This is a genomic window from Polyangium jinanense, from assembly GCF_028435265.1.
GTDB classification, from domain to species: Bacteria; Myxococcota_A; Polyangia; order Polyangiales; family Polyangiaceae; genus Polyangium; species Polyangium jinanense.
The window spans coordinates 117632-131711 of the sequence record NZ_JAGTJK010000029.1; the positions used below are offsets into that span (position 1 = coordinate 117632).

Consider the following 14080-nt stretch of genomic DNA (forward strand, 5'->3'; position numbering starts at 1 on the left):
AGGCGAGGCTCCCTTGGCCCCGAGCGGCCGGAAAGAAATCCCGGGAGGCGTTTCATGAGTTTCTCTATCGAGTTTGCCGACGAGCACGCGGGTTACGACGCCCGGATCAAGGTGATCGGCTGTGGCGGGTCGGGCGGCAATGCCGTCAACACGATGATCAACTTCGGCCTCGAAGGGGTCGAGTTCCAGGTCGTGAACACCGACGCCCAGGCGCTGTCGGCGAGCATCGCGCCGATCAAGGTGCACATCGGCTCGAACGTCACCCGTGGCCTCGGCGCGGGCGCCGATCCCGAGAAGGGCCGCAAGGCGGCGCTCGAGGACGTGCAACGCCTGAAGGAGCTCATCCAGGGCGCCGACATGGTCTTCGTGACCGCCGGCATGGGCGGCGGCACGGGCACGGGCGCGGCGCCGGTGATCGCGCAGCTCGCCCGCGAGGAAGGTTGCCTCACCGTCGGCGTCGTGACGAAGCCCTTCTTCTTCGAGGGCAAGCAGCGGGCGCGTCGCGCCGAGCTCGGTCTCGCCATGCTCTCCGAGCACGTCGACACGCTCATCACGATCCCGAACCAGAAGCTCCTGACGCTCGGTGACGAGGAGCTCTCCTTCGTGGACGCCTTCCGCAAAGCCGACGAGGTCCTCTACCAGGCGATCAAGGGCATCAGCGACCTCATCACGCAGAACGGCATCGTCAACGTCGACTTCGCCGACGTGAAGACGGTCATGAGCAACATGGGCCGCGCGCTCATGGGCACGGGCTGCGCGAAGGGCCAGGGCCGCGCGCGCCTCGCCGCCGAGATGGCCATCACCTCGCCGCTGCTCGACGACATCTCGGTCGAGGGCGCGATGGGCGTGCTCATCAACGTCGTCGGCGGCCCCGACATGCGCATGCGCGAGATCGAGGAGGCCGCGACGCTCGTGCAGGAGCAGGCGCACGAGGACGCGAACATCATCTTCGGCGCGACCATCGACGAGACGATGGGCGACATGATCAAGGTCACCGTCATCGCGACGGGCTTCGACATGAACGTCTCCGACGCCGCGCAGCACACCGCGGGCGCGATGATGCCGGGCGCGCGGACGCCGCAGGCGATGCCGATCTCGACGGCGCCGTCGCTCACGAACGCGCTGACGAGCGCCCTCACGGGCGGTGGGTCGCGTTCGAACCCGCCGCCGCTCTCGGCGCCGCAGCGCAGCATGCCGCAGCCGCAGCGCGAGGAGCCGGCCTACACGGTGCGCGGCGGTCGCGGTGCGCCGGCCCAGCAGCCGGCCCCGGCCTCGCTGTCGTCGGGCGCCTCGGGCACGCCTTCGCGCGAGCGCGCGACCTTCGTCCCGCCGCTCGACGCGGACTGGGACACGCCGGCCTTCCAGCGCCGCGGTCAGTGATGGTGGGGGGCTCCGGTCGGCCCTGAGCCGATTCTCCGCGACGCGGAGAATCGTCGGGCCTTCCTCTGCCCCCCACACCCCCCGCTGGCTCGCCTCCACTTCGCGGAGCTCCGTTGCGGCTCGCCTTCGAACCGGGGCGTTCGAACCCGGGACGGGCACCGGAACGGGCTCGGGGCACGCGGTGGCGCTCGCTCCTTTGGTTGACAGCCCCTAGGGGCGACTTATCGTCTCACGGCCCTGCGACCTGTGCGGGGCGTCCCTGTCGCCCGCGATCATGAGTCAAAAACGGGATTTTTACGACGTCCTCGGACTGGCCAAGGAAGCTTCGGCCGACGAGATCCGCAAAGCGTACAGGGCGGCTGCCCTCAAGAACCACCCGGACCGGAACCCGGGCGACAAGGAGGCTGAGGCGCGCTTCAAGGAAGCCACCGAGGCCTATCAAGTCCTGTCCGACGACCAGAAGCGCGCGCGTTACGACCGCTTCGGTCACGCCGGCGTCGAGGGCATGCCCGACATGGGCGGCCAGGACATCTTCACGCACTTCCAGGACATCTTCTCGGAGCTGTTCGGCGGCTTCGGCGGCGGCGGCGGCGGCTTCGCCGGACAACGTCGTTCGCGTGGTCCGGCGCGCGGGCAAGACCTCCGCGTCGAGCAACGCCTCACGCTGCGCGAGGCGATGACGGGCACGAAGCGCGAGGTCGTGCTGCGGACGCCGGTTGCCTGCGAGGAGTGCCAGGGCAGCGGCGCGAAGCCCGGCACGAAGCGCAAGACGTGCGGCACGTGCGAAGGCGCCGGGCAGGTGTCGACCGCGCGTGGGTTCGTCATGTTCACGCAGACCTGCCCCGAGTGCCGCGGTGAAGGCACGGTCGTGAAGACGCCGTGCCCCGCTTGCAACGGCGCCGGCGCGGTCGAGAAGTCGCGCAAGGTCGTGGTGAACTTCCCGGCCGGCATCGACGCCGGCCAGCGCCTCCGCGTGCCCGGACAAGGCATGCCCGGCGCGCTCGGCGGGCCTTCCGGCGACCTCTACGTCGACGTCGACCTCCAGCCCGACGAGCGCTTCGAGCGCGACGGCGCCGACCTCGTCACGCGCGCGACCGTGTCGTTTGCCAGCGCGACGCTCGGCGGCGCGTCCGAGATCGAGCTGCCCGACGAGAGCACGGTGCGCGTCGACATCCCCGCGGGCACGCAGCCCGGCGAGGTGATCACCGTGCGCGGCAAGGGCATGCCGCGCGTCGATGGCCGCGGCCGCGGCTCGCTCCAGGTCGTCGTGCAGGTGCAGGTGCCGAAGAAGGTCTCGGCCCGCGCGCAGGAGCTCTTGAAGGAGCTTCAAGCCGAGCTCGGCCACGAGAACGAATCCGCCTCCGCGAAGAGCGCGGCGACGACGTCCTGAGCTTCTAGGCGTCCGACAGTCCCAGCCAGGCCCCGAGGCACGCGAGCCCGAACGCGAGCGGCGCGCACGCGAGGGCGATCACGACCGCCACCGGCGCCGCGAGCCCGAGCAAAACGATCGCCCCGCCGATCGCCAGGAGCGCGCTGATCGCCGGTTCGAGCACGCTCCGCGTCGCCGATGCGCGCGCCACGATCCACCCCGCGAACAGGAACGACAAGAGCGCCGCGCTCGCCAGGAGGAGCAGCGGCGCGATCGCGTTCGACGCGTCCCGATCGATGGCCGCGAACTCGAAGCCGAGCCTTCGACCGAGCAGCACCGCGCCCACCAGCATCGCCGTGATCACGCCCGTCGTCACGAGCATGCCGAGCCCGATCCAGAAGAACGAAATCGGCCGCTCCGAGCGCTTCAGCGCCTCGCGCATCGCGCGCAGCGACGGCGGCGCGAGTGGCAAGAGGCGCGCCTTCTTCGGCTCGTGCTCGCGCTCGCGCGCCTCGATCTTCGGTTTGTCCGTGCCCCGCTGCAGCACGTCGCGGAAGGCGAGCCAGGCGATCCCCGCGGCGAACGCGAGGATCGGCAGCGTCGCGAGCAGCGCCGCCGGCCCCCGGGCAAACGCGACGTGGTGCGCGACCGCGTTGCCGCCCGCGGCGCAGACCCACGCCCCGTTGAACCAGCCGCCGCCCATGCGGCCCTGCTTGTCGCGGCCGAGCGCGAAGCCCCACCACGTCGCGAGACACGTCGCCGTGAGCGTCGTCAGCGCCGTGCGCGCCGGCGCGATGAGCGAGAACGGCTGCCCGATCAGGAACAGCGCGCTCTTCAGCGTCATGAACCCGAGCGCCGCGGCCGTCGCGTACGCGATCGCGTCGATCGGCCGATGTTGCCCCACGCGCAGCCGAAACGCAGGCGTCGTCGCCGCGACCTTGAGCGCCTCTTCGAGCGGCGCGGCCACGAGGTAGGCGTACACGAGCGCCGCGAGATCGATCCCCACGCCGACCTTGCGCGGCCCGAGCAGACCCGTCAGCGCGCGCTCGCAGAGCTCGGCCGGGATGCACGCGAGCATGCCGAGCGCGAACGTCGCGACGACCGAGCGGGGGCTCGACGGCCGCAACGTTTCGCGCGAGGCAAACCCCACGTACAGCGCGACGGGCGCCGCGAGCGCGAGGAGGCCGATGAGGATCTGGAGGGCGAGCAACGTCCTAGAAGTGCAGCCCGAGCACGGCGGTGCCGGTCACTGCGGCACCGTAGCTCGAACCCTCGGCCTTGAGCACCTCCGCGCGGGCTTGCTGGAGGGTCGAGAGGTTCGGATCGCTCTGGATCTCCGTGACCTTCGAGGGATCGAGGCCCGGGCGCGTCAGGCCGAGGACCTCGGCGCTCGCGCTCACGCCGAGCGAGAAGATCGGCGTGATGTAGTAGTCGAGCCCGGCCTGGGCGCGCACGTAAAACCCGTGGATCTGCGTGTTCTGCAGGGCCGTCGCCGCCGCGCCGCTCTGCAGCGCGCTCTTGAAGCTGCCGAGCGCCGTGTAGCCGCCGCCGAGCTCGAAGTGCGGCTCGAGGTTGCCGAGCGGCAGGTGCAGGCCGAGCTCGCCGCCGACGCTGAAGAGGTCCCACGTGTTGAAGAAGCCCACGCGTCCGCGCGCGCCGAGCGTGATGAAGAGCAGCCGCACGCCGAGCCCCGCGCCGATCACCGGGCCGCTTGCTTGCGTCTCGATGAACCCTGCGCTGAAGCTCTCCTCGTCGATGTTGAAGGTCCGGAGACCCACGTGCTGGAAGCCGCCTTCGGCCTCCAGGTAAACCCACTCGAGGCCGCGGCCCGAGTCGCTCTTCTTCGCGTCGTCGAGGTCTTGCGACGTCTCCGAGGCCGCCGAGGCCTGGCTTTGCGCGGGCGCCATCGGCGGCGGCGGCGAAAGCCCTCCGGCCGACATGTCCTGTGCTTCTGCGGTCCTTACGTAAGCCAAGGATACGAGCAAGACCGCGGAGGCGAGCGTGATCCCGGCGAGCCGGGTCGTGCGTTTCGTCGTCACGTTTCTTCGTCTCCCTTCGGTTCGTCGGTGTCGTCGTCCCTGCGCGCCCCTTCGCCCTCCAGCGTACTCGTGTCGACGGGCGGGCCTGGCACACGGTAGGCACCCGTGAGCCAACGCTCCAGGTCGAGCACCTTGCACCGTGCCGAGCAGAAGGGCCGCGCAGGGTTGTCGGGCCCGAGCACGGCCTCGCGGCCGCACTGCGGGCAAGTCGATCGGGAGGATGCTCCCATGATGGCTGCTAACGTAGCAGCCTCCCGGGCGAGCATGTAGCCTCGGGGGCATCATGCGCTCGTGGAACCGAGCCGCGGCATTCGTGCTCGCCGCGGCGCTGCCTCTCGGATGTGCGGGTCGCGCCGACCTCGCCACCACCCTCGAAGACGAGGACGCCGATGCTTCCGTCCCGCCGATCGACATGGGTCCGCCCCCCGCGGCCGCCCGCGCGGACAAGCTTGATCTCCTGCTCGTCGTGGACAACTCGCGCAACCTCGACGCGGCGCACGGCCTCCTCGTCGAGACGTTGCCTTACCTGCTCGACCGGCTCACGCGCCCTGCTTGCGTGAACGGCTTCGGCACCGTCGTCTCCGAGACGGCGAGCCTCGAGGAGCCTTGCCCCGTCGGCGTGCGGGATTTCGCGCCTGTCAGGGACATTCACATCGGCGTGATCTCCACGAGCATCGGCGGCCACGGCGCGGACGTCTGCAGCCCCGCGAGCCCGAGCTTCGACCCGACGGCCAACGATCGCGCGCGGCTCCTGACCCGCGCGGCGAGCGGAGGCGCCGTGCCCACGTGGGAGAACAAGGGCTTCCTCGCGTGGGATCCGGGCCAGTCGTCGAGCCCGCCGGGCGACGCGGATCTCGGCGCGGTCGGCGCGAAGCTCGCGGAGATCGCGGGCGGCGTCGGCACGAAGGGCTGCGGCTACGAGGCGCAGCTCGAGAGCATCTACCGCTTCCTCGTCGACCCCGAGCCGTACCTCGACATCTCGGTGGTCGACAACAAGGCCGTTCCGAGCGGTGTCGACGACGTGCTCCTCCAGCAACGTGCGGACTTCCTCCGCCCCGACTCGCTCGTCGCCGTCCTCCTGCTCACGGACGAGGACGACTGCTCGACGCGCGACGGCGGCCAGTTCTTCGCCGTCAACCAGGCCCTCGGGACCGACGGAAAACCCTTCCGCATGCCGCGCGGACGCAGCGTGTGCGCGGAGGCGCCGAACGATCCTTGCTGCGTCTCCTGCGCGCAGCCCGCGCCTTCGGGCTGCCTCGCCACGGAGCTCGATCCCGCGTGCACCACGCCCGTCGAGGGGATCGAGGATCCCTTGAACCTCCGCTGCTTCGATCAGAAGCGGCGCTTCGGCATCGACTTCCTCTACCCGACCTCGCGCTACGTCGACGGCTTCACGAGCGACGTCGTCCCGAACCGCGCGGGCGAGCTCGTGAAGAACCCGCTCTTCGCGAGCGGCCGTGCAAGCGAGCTCGTCTTCTTCGCCGGCATCCTCGGCGTGCCGTGGCAGGACATCGCGGTCGATCCCAAGTCGCTCGCGATGGGCGTGCGCCCCGCGACGGAGCTCGACTGGTCGCTCCTCCTCGGCGATCCCAAGACCGGCGAGCTGCCCGCCGATCCCCTGATGCGGCCCTCGATCGATCCGCGCGACGGCATCCATCCGCTCACGGGCGTCCCGCTCGCACCGCCTTCGGCGACGAGCGCGCTCGCGAACCCGATCAACGGGCACGAGCGCACGATCCAAGGCCGCGACGACCTCCAGTACGCGTGCATCTTCCCGCTGCGCGTGCCCAAGGAGTGCACAGGCCAGACCGACTGCGAGTGCGCGGGCATCGACGCCCCGACGAACCCCATCTGCCAGGCGCCCGACGGCAGCTTCGGCTCGACGCAGCGCTTCGCCCGCGCCGTGCCCGCCACGCGCCCGCTCGCCGTCATGAAGGAGCTCGGCACGCAGGCCGTCGTCGCCTCGATCTGCGCCGACAAGGTGAGCTCGCCCGTGCAGCCGACCTTCGGCTACAAACCCGCCGTCGACGTGCTGCTCCGCTCGATCCGCCGGAGGCTCGAACCCGGCGGCTGAGCTTTACTCCACACGCACCGCCGCGTAGAGCGCCTCGCCGTCACGGCGCAGCCGCACGAGCAAGGTCCCCGGCCGCTTCGCCTTGTCGACCAAGCGCAAGAAGTCCGCGCCGTGCTCGATCCGCTGGCCGTTCACCTCCACGACCACGTCGCCCACTTCGAGCTCGCCCGCCGCGGCGCCGCGTGGATCGAGCCCGTCGATGCGCGCGCCGCCGCCGAGCGCGTCGCTCACCGACACGCCGATCGTCTTGCGCGGGCCTATGTCCTCGGGTTTCTGCGCCGGCTTCTCCTCGGACTCGGGCTTGGCCAGCACCACGCGCTTGACCCGCTCGTCCTTGCCGTGCCGGACGACGAGCCGCATCGACTCGCCGGGCTTTCGGTGCCCGAGCATCCGCGCGAGCTCGGCCGCCTGCTCGATCGGCTCTTCGTCCGCCGAAAGGATCACGTCGCCCGGCTCGATGCCGACCTTCTCCGCCGGCCCGCCCGCCTCCACGTCGGTCACGAGCGCGCCCGTCGGCCCCGGCAGCGAGAGCGCGCGCGCGAGGTCGTGCGAGATTGCCTGGAACGCGACGCCGAGCACGCCGCGCGACACGCGCCCCTCGTCGCGCAGCTCCGGGATGATGGCGCGCACGTCGTCGATGGGGATCGCGAAGCCGATGCCCTGCCCGCGCGCGTGGATGACCGTGCTCACGCCGACGACGCGGCCGTGCCCGTCGAAGACCGGGCCGCCGCTCGACCCGGGGTTGATGCTCGCGTCCGTCTGGATGAGGTGGTCGAAGGGCCCGAGGCCGAGCACGCGCTCCTTCGCGCTCACGATCCCGAGCGTCACCGTGTGCCGGAGGCCAAACGGGCTCCCGATGGCCACGAGGTAGTCGCCCACGCGGAGCGCCTCGCTCGTCCCGAACTGCGCCACGGGCAGGCCCGTCGCGCCGCGCAGCGCGAGCAGCGCCACGTCGAGCTTCTCGTCTTCCCCGAGCACCGAGGCTTCGTGCTCACGCCCATCCGCGAGCTGCACCCGCACCCGCTCGGCGCCGTGCACCACGTGCGCGTTCGTCACGACGAGCCCGTCGGGGCTCACGATGAAGCCCGATCCCAGAGACCGCTCGATCGAGCGTGACGTCCCACCGGCGCGCACGCGCTGCGGGTCTTCGCGCTCCTCGGATCCGCGTGTGGCCGCGACGCTCACCACGGTCGGCCGCACGTGCTCGACGAGGGCCGAGATGTCGAGCGCGACGCCCGCCTCTCCCGGCGGGGCCGGGGGCAACACCGCCGCCGCGGTGGGCGTGAAGGCGCGGTCATGCGTGGTCGCATCGGCGCGGTTGCTGCAAGCCGGAACCCCCTGAGAGAGGGCCAGGCCAAGCGTGAAGGCCAGCGCGGAGGACGTCATGGACGGCACGTAGAGCCGTCCCCTTGGGTCGCAAGCGAGCCTCACCCACCCCAACCCTCCCTCTCCACCCGGTGGAGAGGGAGGGAGCGCACGCATGCGCCCGTTTCTCCCCCTCTCCGCCGCGCGGAGAGGGGGTTAGGGGGTGAGGTCAGCGTGGGGAGTGAGCTCAGAGCTCGACCCGCAGGAACTCCACCTTGATCTCGACATGACGCCCGCTCGTTTGCGTGAACGAGGCGACCCCGCGTTTGCCCTCCCAGCGATGCGCCAGGCCGAACGCGCCGGCGCCGCTCGGATCCTCGGGCGCCTCCGTGTCGCTGAGCTCGACCGAGAGCCGGAGGATCTGCTTGCCCGCGGTCACCGAGCTGCCTTGCAGCGCGAAGGTCCCGCCGCGGAGCAGGGCCATGGTGTTCTTGGCGGCCTTGAGCAGGTGCGCGGGCGGGTTCGGCGCGAGGGGCTCGACGCCGGTGATCTTGCCCTCGTCGCTGATGATCATGGCCACCTCGATCGACCCACCGCTGCCGACCGGCAGCTTCCCCCACGCCGCATCCGAGCCGCTGGCCATCGGCAGGGCGCGGGTAAAAGCCCGCCCCAGGTCCCGCACCGACGAGGCCCCCGCACTGCCGAACGAGCCCCCGCCTCCCGGAGACGATTCCCCGGGGGGATCCTTGTCGCCGGAGCCGGGGGATGTGTTGTTCGACACGGGGGGCGTCGTTTTGGTGCGGGGGAGTGTGTTTTTGGATACGGGGACTCGCTTGTCGGAGGGGGGGATCGACTCGCCGGAGGGGGGGATCGACTCGTCGGAGGGGGGGATCGACTCGTCGGAGGGGGGGACTGGCTCCTCCGGCTCCGTTTTTGGCTCCTTGGGCTTGGGCGGATCGGCCTTGGGCTTGGGCGGATCGGCCTTGGGCTTGGGCGGATCGGCCTTCGGCTTCGGCGGGTCGACCTTGGGCGGCGGCGGAGGCGGCTCGGCGGGCTCGCTCGGGGCGGCTGCGGGCGGCTCAGGCGGGGCGGCGGGGGCGGGGGCGGGGGCGGGCTGGCCCGGCGCGCCCCCGACCTCGCTGCCGGTCACGTCCACCTCGTGAAGCTCGCCACCGATGGGCGCGGCCGTCGTGCCGGCCCACGTATCCGCGGGCGGCGTGAGCTCCTCGGGCGCGCGCTCCTTTCGTAGCCCGGCGGCGGCGATCAGCGACGCGTGCGCCAGGATCGACACGATGACCGTTCCTTGCATCACCCACGTCGTGCTGGATCCGTCGCGTGCCATCCCGGTTGTCCTCGCGCCTTCGCGCTCGTAGTGTCCGCCAGGCAGGACAACGCCCGCGCGCTCACGTTCCCGGTCCCGGTCCCGATCCAGACTACCACATGAGGCTCCTCGCCATCTCCACCTCCACGCCTCGCGGCAGCGCGGCCGTCTTCGACGGAGGCAAGCTCATCGGCGCGTCCGTCTACACGGACCTCGAAGGCCACGCCGAGCGCATCTTCCTCGCCGCCGAAGACGCCCTCCGCGCGGCGGGCGTCTCCGCCGCGTCGATCGAGGCCTTCGCCTGCGACATCGGTCCCGGCTCGTTCACCGGCGTCCGGGTCGGGGTCGCCGCGACGAAGGGCATGGCGATCGGCCGAGGCGCGCCGCTCGCCGGCGTCGGCTCGCTCGAAGCCATGGCCGCGGAGGCCTTCGCGAGCGGCCAGGCTGGGCCACACGACCTCGTCGTCGCCGCGCTCGACGCGAAGAAGCAGGAGCTCTTCCTCGCCGCCTTCGACGTGCGCGGCGCCCTTTGCTGGGCCCCGCGCCACGTCCCTCGCGCCGACGTGGCCGCGCTCGTGCTTGCTGGCCCGGGCGCGTCTCTTCCGCCGGGCGGGCTCCTTCGCGTCGTCGGCGAGGTCGCGGCCGAGGATCCGGCGCTCGCCGCGTTCGTGCTTCGCTCGCCCGGGACCGACCTGCCCGACGCTGCGGCCGTGGGACGCGTCGCGCTCGGTAGGCTGGTTTCCGGCGGTGACTTCGACCCCGAGTACATCGAACCGCTCTACGTTCGTCCGCCGGACGCGAAGCCGATGGCATCGGGCGGGCCCAGCTAGGTAGACTCCGGACCTGGATGGACCTACCCGACGAAGATCCCGAGGCCGCCGAGGCGGCGCGCGTGCTCATCGCGCGATTCGGCCGCAGTTTCCAGCCCGGCGAGGTGATCTACCGGGAGGGCGAGCCCGGCACGGAGGCGTACCTGCTCGAGGAGGGCCGCGTGCGGCTCATCAAGAAGGTGCGCGGCGCCGAGCGCAGCTTGATGGTGCTCAAGCCTGGCGACCTCTTCGGCGAGTCGGCGCTCGTGCCCGGCGCGGAGCGCTCCTCGACCGCGGTCGCGCTCTCCTCGGGCCTCGCGCTCGCGATCGACCAGACGACGCTGCAGAACTTGCTCGAGCACAACGCCAGCATCGCCTCGCGCATGGTCAAGCAGCTCGTGCGACGGCTGCGTGATGCCGAGGATCAGATCGAGCTCATCATGCTCACGGACGTGCAGTCGAAGATCGTGAGCGCGCTCCTCAAGCTCGCGCAGCAGACGCGCGAGGCGGGGGGCAACAACGCGGTCTTCACGGTCACGCCGATGGAGCTCGCCACGCGCGTCGGCCTCGACGTCGACACCGTGAAGCGCAGCGTCCAGAAGCTCCGGGAGGGCCAGTACATCCGCGTCGCCGACGAGCGGCTCGAGGTCCCGGACATCGAGGGCCTGCGCAAGCTCTACGGCCTCCTCGGACAGAAGGACGAAGTCGCGAACGAGGCGTGAACCGCCCGCGTTTCGGTTCCGTTCGGCGCTCTCGGACGAACGTTGCGCCTCAAAACAACGCCGAATCTTCCCGCATAACACGCTCTCGCCCCCTCGCGCCACGTCTTCCTTGCGTGCGCGTGTTTCTTTGTGCCGACGCGTGGGGGAGGGCGTCTTTTGCGGGTTGACGCTTCTTCCAGCCTGGGTTACCCAAGTTTTCCCGGGCGCTTGGCCCGGATTTGGGCCTCGGGCAGAGCCCGGGGGCGGATCGGGAGAGCCCTTCTCCTACAAAACAAGGGCATCTCGGTCAGTGAGGACGCATGATCCAGGGGCAAACGGGCGAGAAGAGGGGCGGCTGGTCGCGCAAGATGCGCGGCCCCGCGGCGCTCACTTGCTCGGTCTTGCTCCCGCTCCTCCTCACGTTCGGGCCGGCCTGCAGCGGCGCACAGGAGCGTGTGGACGGCGTGGATGCGAAGGCCCGCGCCGAGTATGACCTCGGGCGTGAGGCGTTCGAGGGAGGGCGTCTCCGCGAGGCGCTCGGCCATGCGCAGGCCTCGATCCGTATCGACGAGGCGAACCCCGACGCGCACTATCTCGCCACCGTCATTCTTTTGGCATTCTGCGCGGTGGACGAGACGTCGACCGACTGTCGCTTCGAAGAGGCGGAGCGCCACGCGCGCGCCGCGCTCGAGTTCGCGCCCGACCTGCGCGACGCGAAGAACGCGCTCGGCGTGATTCTCGTGCATCGGAAGAAGTACGACGAAGCTGTGGCCGTCCTCAAGCCGCTGGCCGAGGACATTCTTTATGCTTCCCCCGAGCAAGCGTGGGGAAATCTTGGCTGGGCATATCTTTCGCGCGGGAGCGTCGACGAGGCGATCGACGCGCTCCGGCGATCTCTCGCGGCGCAGCCGCTCTTTTGTGTAGGGAACTACCGCCTCGGGCTGGCGTACGAGCAAAAAGGCGAGCTTGCGCTTGCGCGAGAGGCCTTTACGAAAGCGCTCGAGACGGATAAACCTCAGTGTCGGAACCTCCAGGAGGGGTTCGCCGCCCGCGCTCGCGTGGCGGGAAAGCTCGGGCAGCAGGATCTCGCCCGGGAAGATCTCGAACGATGCCGCGATGTGGCCCCGGCGACAGTGGCCGGAAAACGTTGCGCTGCAGAACTCGGGTCTTTGCAATGAGTTTTTGCGCGGCTTTTTCTGAAATCGTGCAAAAGGGAGTCAATCGAATCGATTGAATGAACGGGTGAAGTAGGGATGGAGTCGATCGGCCGCTACCTGAGACATGCCCGTGAGACGAGGGCAATGAGCGTGGAGGAAGTCTCCCGCGCCACCCGCATTCCCGTCCCCTCGATCGAGCGAATCGAGGCGGATCACTTCGACGATTTGCCAGGTGAAGTGTTCGTCCGGGGGTTCCTCCGCGCCTATGCGCGCGCGGTCTCCCTCCCCGTGGAAGAGGTGCTCGCCCGGTATACCGCGAGCCGCCGCGTCGCCGTGGTCACGCCACTTCCCATTGCGTCCCCAGCCGGCGGCTCGCAAGGGAAGCGCTTCGGCGTGGCGATGGCCTTCGTGCTCCTCTTGATCCTGTTCACGCTGGCCCTGAGCATCGTCATGCGGCCGCGCGGGCACGACATGCCGCCTGAGCTGTCGAGTCGTGACGCCGGGGGAATTTCGGCGCACGTGAACGCCCAGGGATGACGTGATGAAGAGCTTGCAGGCGCTGGGGCTCCTCGCGCTCCTCGCGACGGGATGCAACCCCTTGCCGGCGTGGACGTCGGGGCAGGTCGGCTGCGCCGAGGAGCAGATCGTGATCACCCGCGACGAGATGGGGTTCGCGGGGCGCACCTGGACGGCCGTTTGCCGGGGCAAAACGTTCTACTGCACCTCCGTCAACACCGGGCCCCAGGGGGCCATGCAGGTCTCGTGCAAGGAGGAAGCGCAATCCGACGCCCCGCCCCCGAGCGCCCCGCCCCCGAGCGCCCCGCCTGCCGCGACCGGCTGCCAGTACGACACGCAGTGCAAAGGCGACCGGATCTGCAAAGAAGGGCAATGCGTCGACCCGTAGCTCGACGCTGCGAGCGCCGCCGCTAGAACATCGATCGGTTTGCAACCGCTCGATGTTCTAGCTCTTTTGTCCCGAGGGGGACGCCTCGCGTCCCCCTCTCGTCCGGGCAAAGCCCGGACGATTCACCCCCCGAGGGAAGCTCGCTTCGCGATCTTCCGAGCATCGAACCGGTCGATGCTCTAGAGAAGGCGCATGCCCCGCCCCCCCCGGACCAGCTCGACCCGCTTGCGCACCGAAGCGCTGCTCGTCCGGCGGGTCCCCGTGGGCGAGGCCGATCTCATCGTCACATTGTTCACCGAGGCGCGGGGGATCATCTCGGCCGTCGCGCGATCGGCGCGTCGATCGAACAAGCGGCTCGTCGCGCTGGAGCCAATGCATCTGCTCCGCGTGACGCTCGAAGAGCGCGAGCAAAAAGATCTGGCCGTGCTCGGCGAGGCGGCGATCGCGCACCCACGCATGCAGCTCGTCTCCGCGCTGGATCGCCTGGAAGCCGCAGGAAGAGCGCTGCGCTGGGTCCGCTCGGTCGCGCCGCCCGGCACACGCGAGCCGGGCCTTTTCGCCACGGTGAACGAGCTGCTCGACGCGCTCGACGCGCCCACGCCCGCGCGCTCGTCCGAGGCGGAGCTCGCGACGTCAGGGCTGCGTTTGCTCGCGGATATGGGCTTCGGCCTGGTGCTCGATCGATGCGTGCGTTGCAGTCGCGTTTGCCCAGCGGAGGCACCTGCGTGTCTGGATGCACTCGCCGGCGGGCTCGTCTGTCGCGCTTGCGGCGGGGCGCGGCTCGTGCTTCGAGCAGACCTCCGGGGGCGAGTCGAGGCTGCCTGCGCGGGCGACGATGAAGCGCTGCGCGCAGAGGACACGCGAATCGTGGTGGACCTCGTGGAAGCCGTGATCCAGGCGCACGCCGGTCCGGCGAAGTAGGCGCTGGGAGGCGCTGAGCTGGGGCGTTGCCCCAGGCCCCACCAGGGGCTATCCGCCCCTGGACCCGGACCAGCGCAAGCGCTGGACCCGGGGTCGATGA

Annotated in this window: 14 protein-coding genes; 9 read left to right on the forward strand and 5 right to left on the reverse strand. The window is 70.5% G+C overall.

Annotated elements, in window-relative coordinates:
* The first annotated feature begins 54 nt into the window (after positions 1–54).
* Together ftsZ and dnaJ are read left to right on the forward strand one after the other, a co-directional pair.
* Positions 55–1380: a cell division protein FtsZ gene (ftsZ, locus tag KEG38_RS36350; RefSeq protein ID WP_272424988.1), complete on the forward strand. Its 1326-nt coding sequence runs from the start codon at positions 55–57 to the stop codon at positions 1378–1380.
* A 274-nt stretch (positions 1381–1654) separates the two neighbouring features.
* The gene (dnaJ, locus tag KEG38_RS36355; protein WP_272424989.1) at positions 1655–2770 is read left to right on the forward strand and encodes a molecular chaperone DnaJ; all 1116 of its coding nucleotides are present in this window, start codon (positions 1655–1657) and stop codon (positions 2768–2770) included.
* 4 nt (positions 2771–2774) lie between these two features.
* Here the strand turns inward: dnaJ and KEG38_RS36360 are convergent, their stop codons facing one another.
* The 3 genes from KEG38_RS36360 to KEG38_RS36370 are packed head-to-tail and all read right to left on the reverse strand — an operon-like array spanning position 2775 to position 5018.
* A complete protein-coding gene (locus KEG38_RS36360) occupies positions 2775–3959 on the reverse strand; it encodes a protease PrsW (protein WP_272424990.1) in 1185 nt (394 codons plus the stop codon).
* Between the two features lie 4 nt (positions 3960–3963).
* Positions 3964–4788 carry a hypothetical protein gene (locus tag KEG38_RS36365; RefSeq protein WP_272424991.1) on the reverse strand — a complete coding sequence of 275 codons (825 nt, stop codon included), beginning with the start codon at positions 4786–4788 and terminating at the stop codon, positions 3964–3966.
* Positions 4785–5018, reverse strand: a complete 234-nt coding sequence (locus KEG38_RS36370; RefSeq protein ID WP_272424992.1) for a DNA gyrase inhibitor YacG — start codon at positions 5016–5018, stop codon at positions 4785–4787. The genes KEG38_RS36365 and KEG38_RS36370 overlap by 4 nt, the downstream gene beginning before the upstream one ends.
* Positions 5019–5071: 53 nt before the next feature.
* Here KEG38_RS36370 and KEG38_RS36375 point away from each other — a divergent pair, with 53 nt between their 5' ends.
* Positions 5072–6862 (forward strand): hypothetical protein, encoded by a 1791-nt coding sequence (locus KEG38_RS36375; RefSeq protein ID WP_272424993.1) that lies wholly within the window; start codon positions 5072–5074, stop codon positions 6860–6862.
* Between the two features lie 3 nt (positions 6863–6865).
* Here the strand turns inward: KEG38_RS36375 and KEG38_RS36380 are convergent, their stop codons facing one another.
* Both KEG38_RS36380 and KEG38_RS36385 read right to left on the reverse strand, forming a co-directional pair.
* On the reverse strand, positions 6866–8248 hold the full coding sequence (locus KEG38_RS36380; protein ID WP_272424994.1) for a trypsin-like peptidase domain-containing protein: 1383 nt from the start codon (positions 8246–8248) through the stop codon (positions 6866–6868).
* Between the two features lie 166 nt (positions 8249–8414).
* Positions 8415–9509, reverse strand: a complete 1095-nt coding sequence (locus tag KEG38_RS36385) for a hypothetical protein (RefSeq protein WP_272424995.1) — start codon at positions 9507–9509, stop codon at positions 8415–8417.
* Between the two features lie 98 nt (positions 9510–9607).
* On the opposite strand from KEG38_RS36385, the gene tsaB reads away from it, so the two are divergent.
* The 6 genes from tsaB (at position 9608) to recO (ending at position 13980) form a co-directional block, all read left to right on the forward strand.
* Positions 9608–10318: a tRNA (adenosine(37)-N6)-threonylcarbamoyltransferase complex dimerization subunit type 1 TsaB gene (gene tsaB / locus KEG38_RS36390; protein WP_272424996.1), complete on the forward strand. Its 711-nt coding sequence runs from the start codon at positions 9608–9610 to the stop codon at positions 10316–10318.
* 17 nt (positions 10319–10335) lie between these two features.
* On the forward strand, positions 10336–11019 hold the full coding sequence (locus KEG38_RS36395; RefSeq protein ID WP_272424997.1) for a Crp/Fnr family transcriptional regulator: 684 nt from the start codon (positions 10336–10338) through the stop codon (positions 11017–11019).
* Between the two features lie 299 nt (positions 11020–11318).
* Positions 11319–12176, forward strand: a complete 858-nt coding sequence (locus tag KEG38_RS36400) for a tetratricopeptide repeat protein (protein WP_272424998.1) — start codon at positions 11319–11321, stop codon at positions 12174–12176.
* 75 nt (positions 12177–12251) lie between these two features.
* Positions 12252–12692 carry a helix-turn-helix domain-containing protein gene (locus KEG38_RS36405; protein ID WP_272424999.1) on the forward strand — a complete coding sequence of 147 codons (441 nt, stop codon included), beginning with the start codon at positions 12252–12254 and terminating at the stop codon, positions 12690–12692.
* Positions 12693–12696: 4 nt separating this feature from the next.
* Positions 12697–13059: a hypothetical protein gene (locus KEG38_RS36410; protein ID WP_272425000.1), complete on the forward strand. Its 363-nt coding sequence runs from the start codon at positions 12697–12699 to the stop codon at positions 13057–13059.
* Between the two features lie 192 nt (positions 13060–13251).
* The gene (gene recO, locus KEG38_RS36415) at positions 13252–13980 is read left to right on the forward strand and encodes a DNA repair protein RecO (protein ID WP_272423952.1); all 729 of its coding nucleotides are present in this window, start codon (positions 13252–13254) and stop codon (positions 13978–13980) included.
* Positions 13981–14080 lie beyond the last annotated feature (100 nt).

What these genes read in the sequence shown, in the direction of transcription:
- ftsZ (WP_272424988.1), top strand. Translation starts at nt 55, where the DNA reads ATGAGTTTCTCTATCGAGTTTGCCGACGAGCACGCGGGTTACGACGCC.
- dnaJ (WP_272424989.1), top strand. Translation starts at nt 1,655, where the DNA reads ATGAGTCAAAAACGGGATTTTTACGACGTCCTCGGACTGGCCAAGGAA.
- KEG38_RS36370 (WP_272424992.1), bottom strand. Translation starts at nt 5,018, where the DNA reads ATGGGAGCATCCTCCCGATCGACTTGCCCGCAGTGCGGCCGCGAGGCC.
- KEG38_RS36375 (WP_272424993.1), top strand. Translation starts at nt 5,072, where the DNA reads ATGCGCTCGTGGAACCGAGCCGCGGCATTCGTGCTCGCCGCGGCGCTG.
- KEG38_RS36380 (WP_272424994.1), bottom strand. Translation starts at nt 8,248, where the DNA reads ATGACGTCCTCCGCGCTGGCCTTCACGCTTGGCCTGGCCCTCTCTCAG.
- KEG38_RS36385 (WP_272424995.1), bottom strand. Translation starts at nt 9,509, where the DNA reads ATGGCACGCGACGGATCCAGCACGACGTGGGTGATGCAAGGAACGGTC.
- tsaB (WP_272424996.1), top strand. Translation starts at nt 9,608, where the DNA reads ATGAGGCTCCTCGCCATCTCCACCTCCACGCCTCGCGGCAGCGCGGCC.
- KEG38_RS36395 (WP_272424997.1), top strand. Translation starts at nt 10,336, where the DNA reads ATGGACCTACCCGACGAAGATCCCGAGGCCGCCGAGGCGGCGCGCGTG.
- KEG38_RS36400 (WP_272424998.1), top strand. Translation starts at nt 11,319, where the DNA reads ATGATCCAGGGGCAAACGGGCGAGAAGAGGGGCGGCTGGTCGCGCAAG.
- KEG38_RS36405 (WP_272424999.1), top strand. Translation starts at nt 12,252, where the DNA reads ATGGAGTCGATCGGCCGCTACCTGAGACATGCCCGTGAGACGAGGGCA.
- KEG38_RS36410 (WP_272425000.1), top strand. Translation starts at nt 12,697, where the DNA reads ATGAAGAGCTTGCAGGCGCTGGGGCTCCTCGCGCTCCTCGCGACGGGA.
- recO (WP_272423952.1), top strand. Translation starts at nt 13,252, where the DNA reads ATGCCCCGCCCCCCCCGGACCAGCTCGACCCGCTTGCGCACCGAAGCG.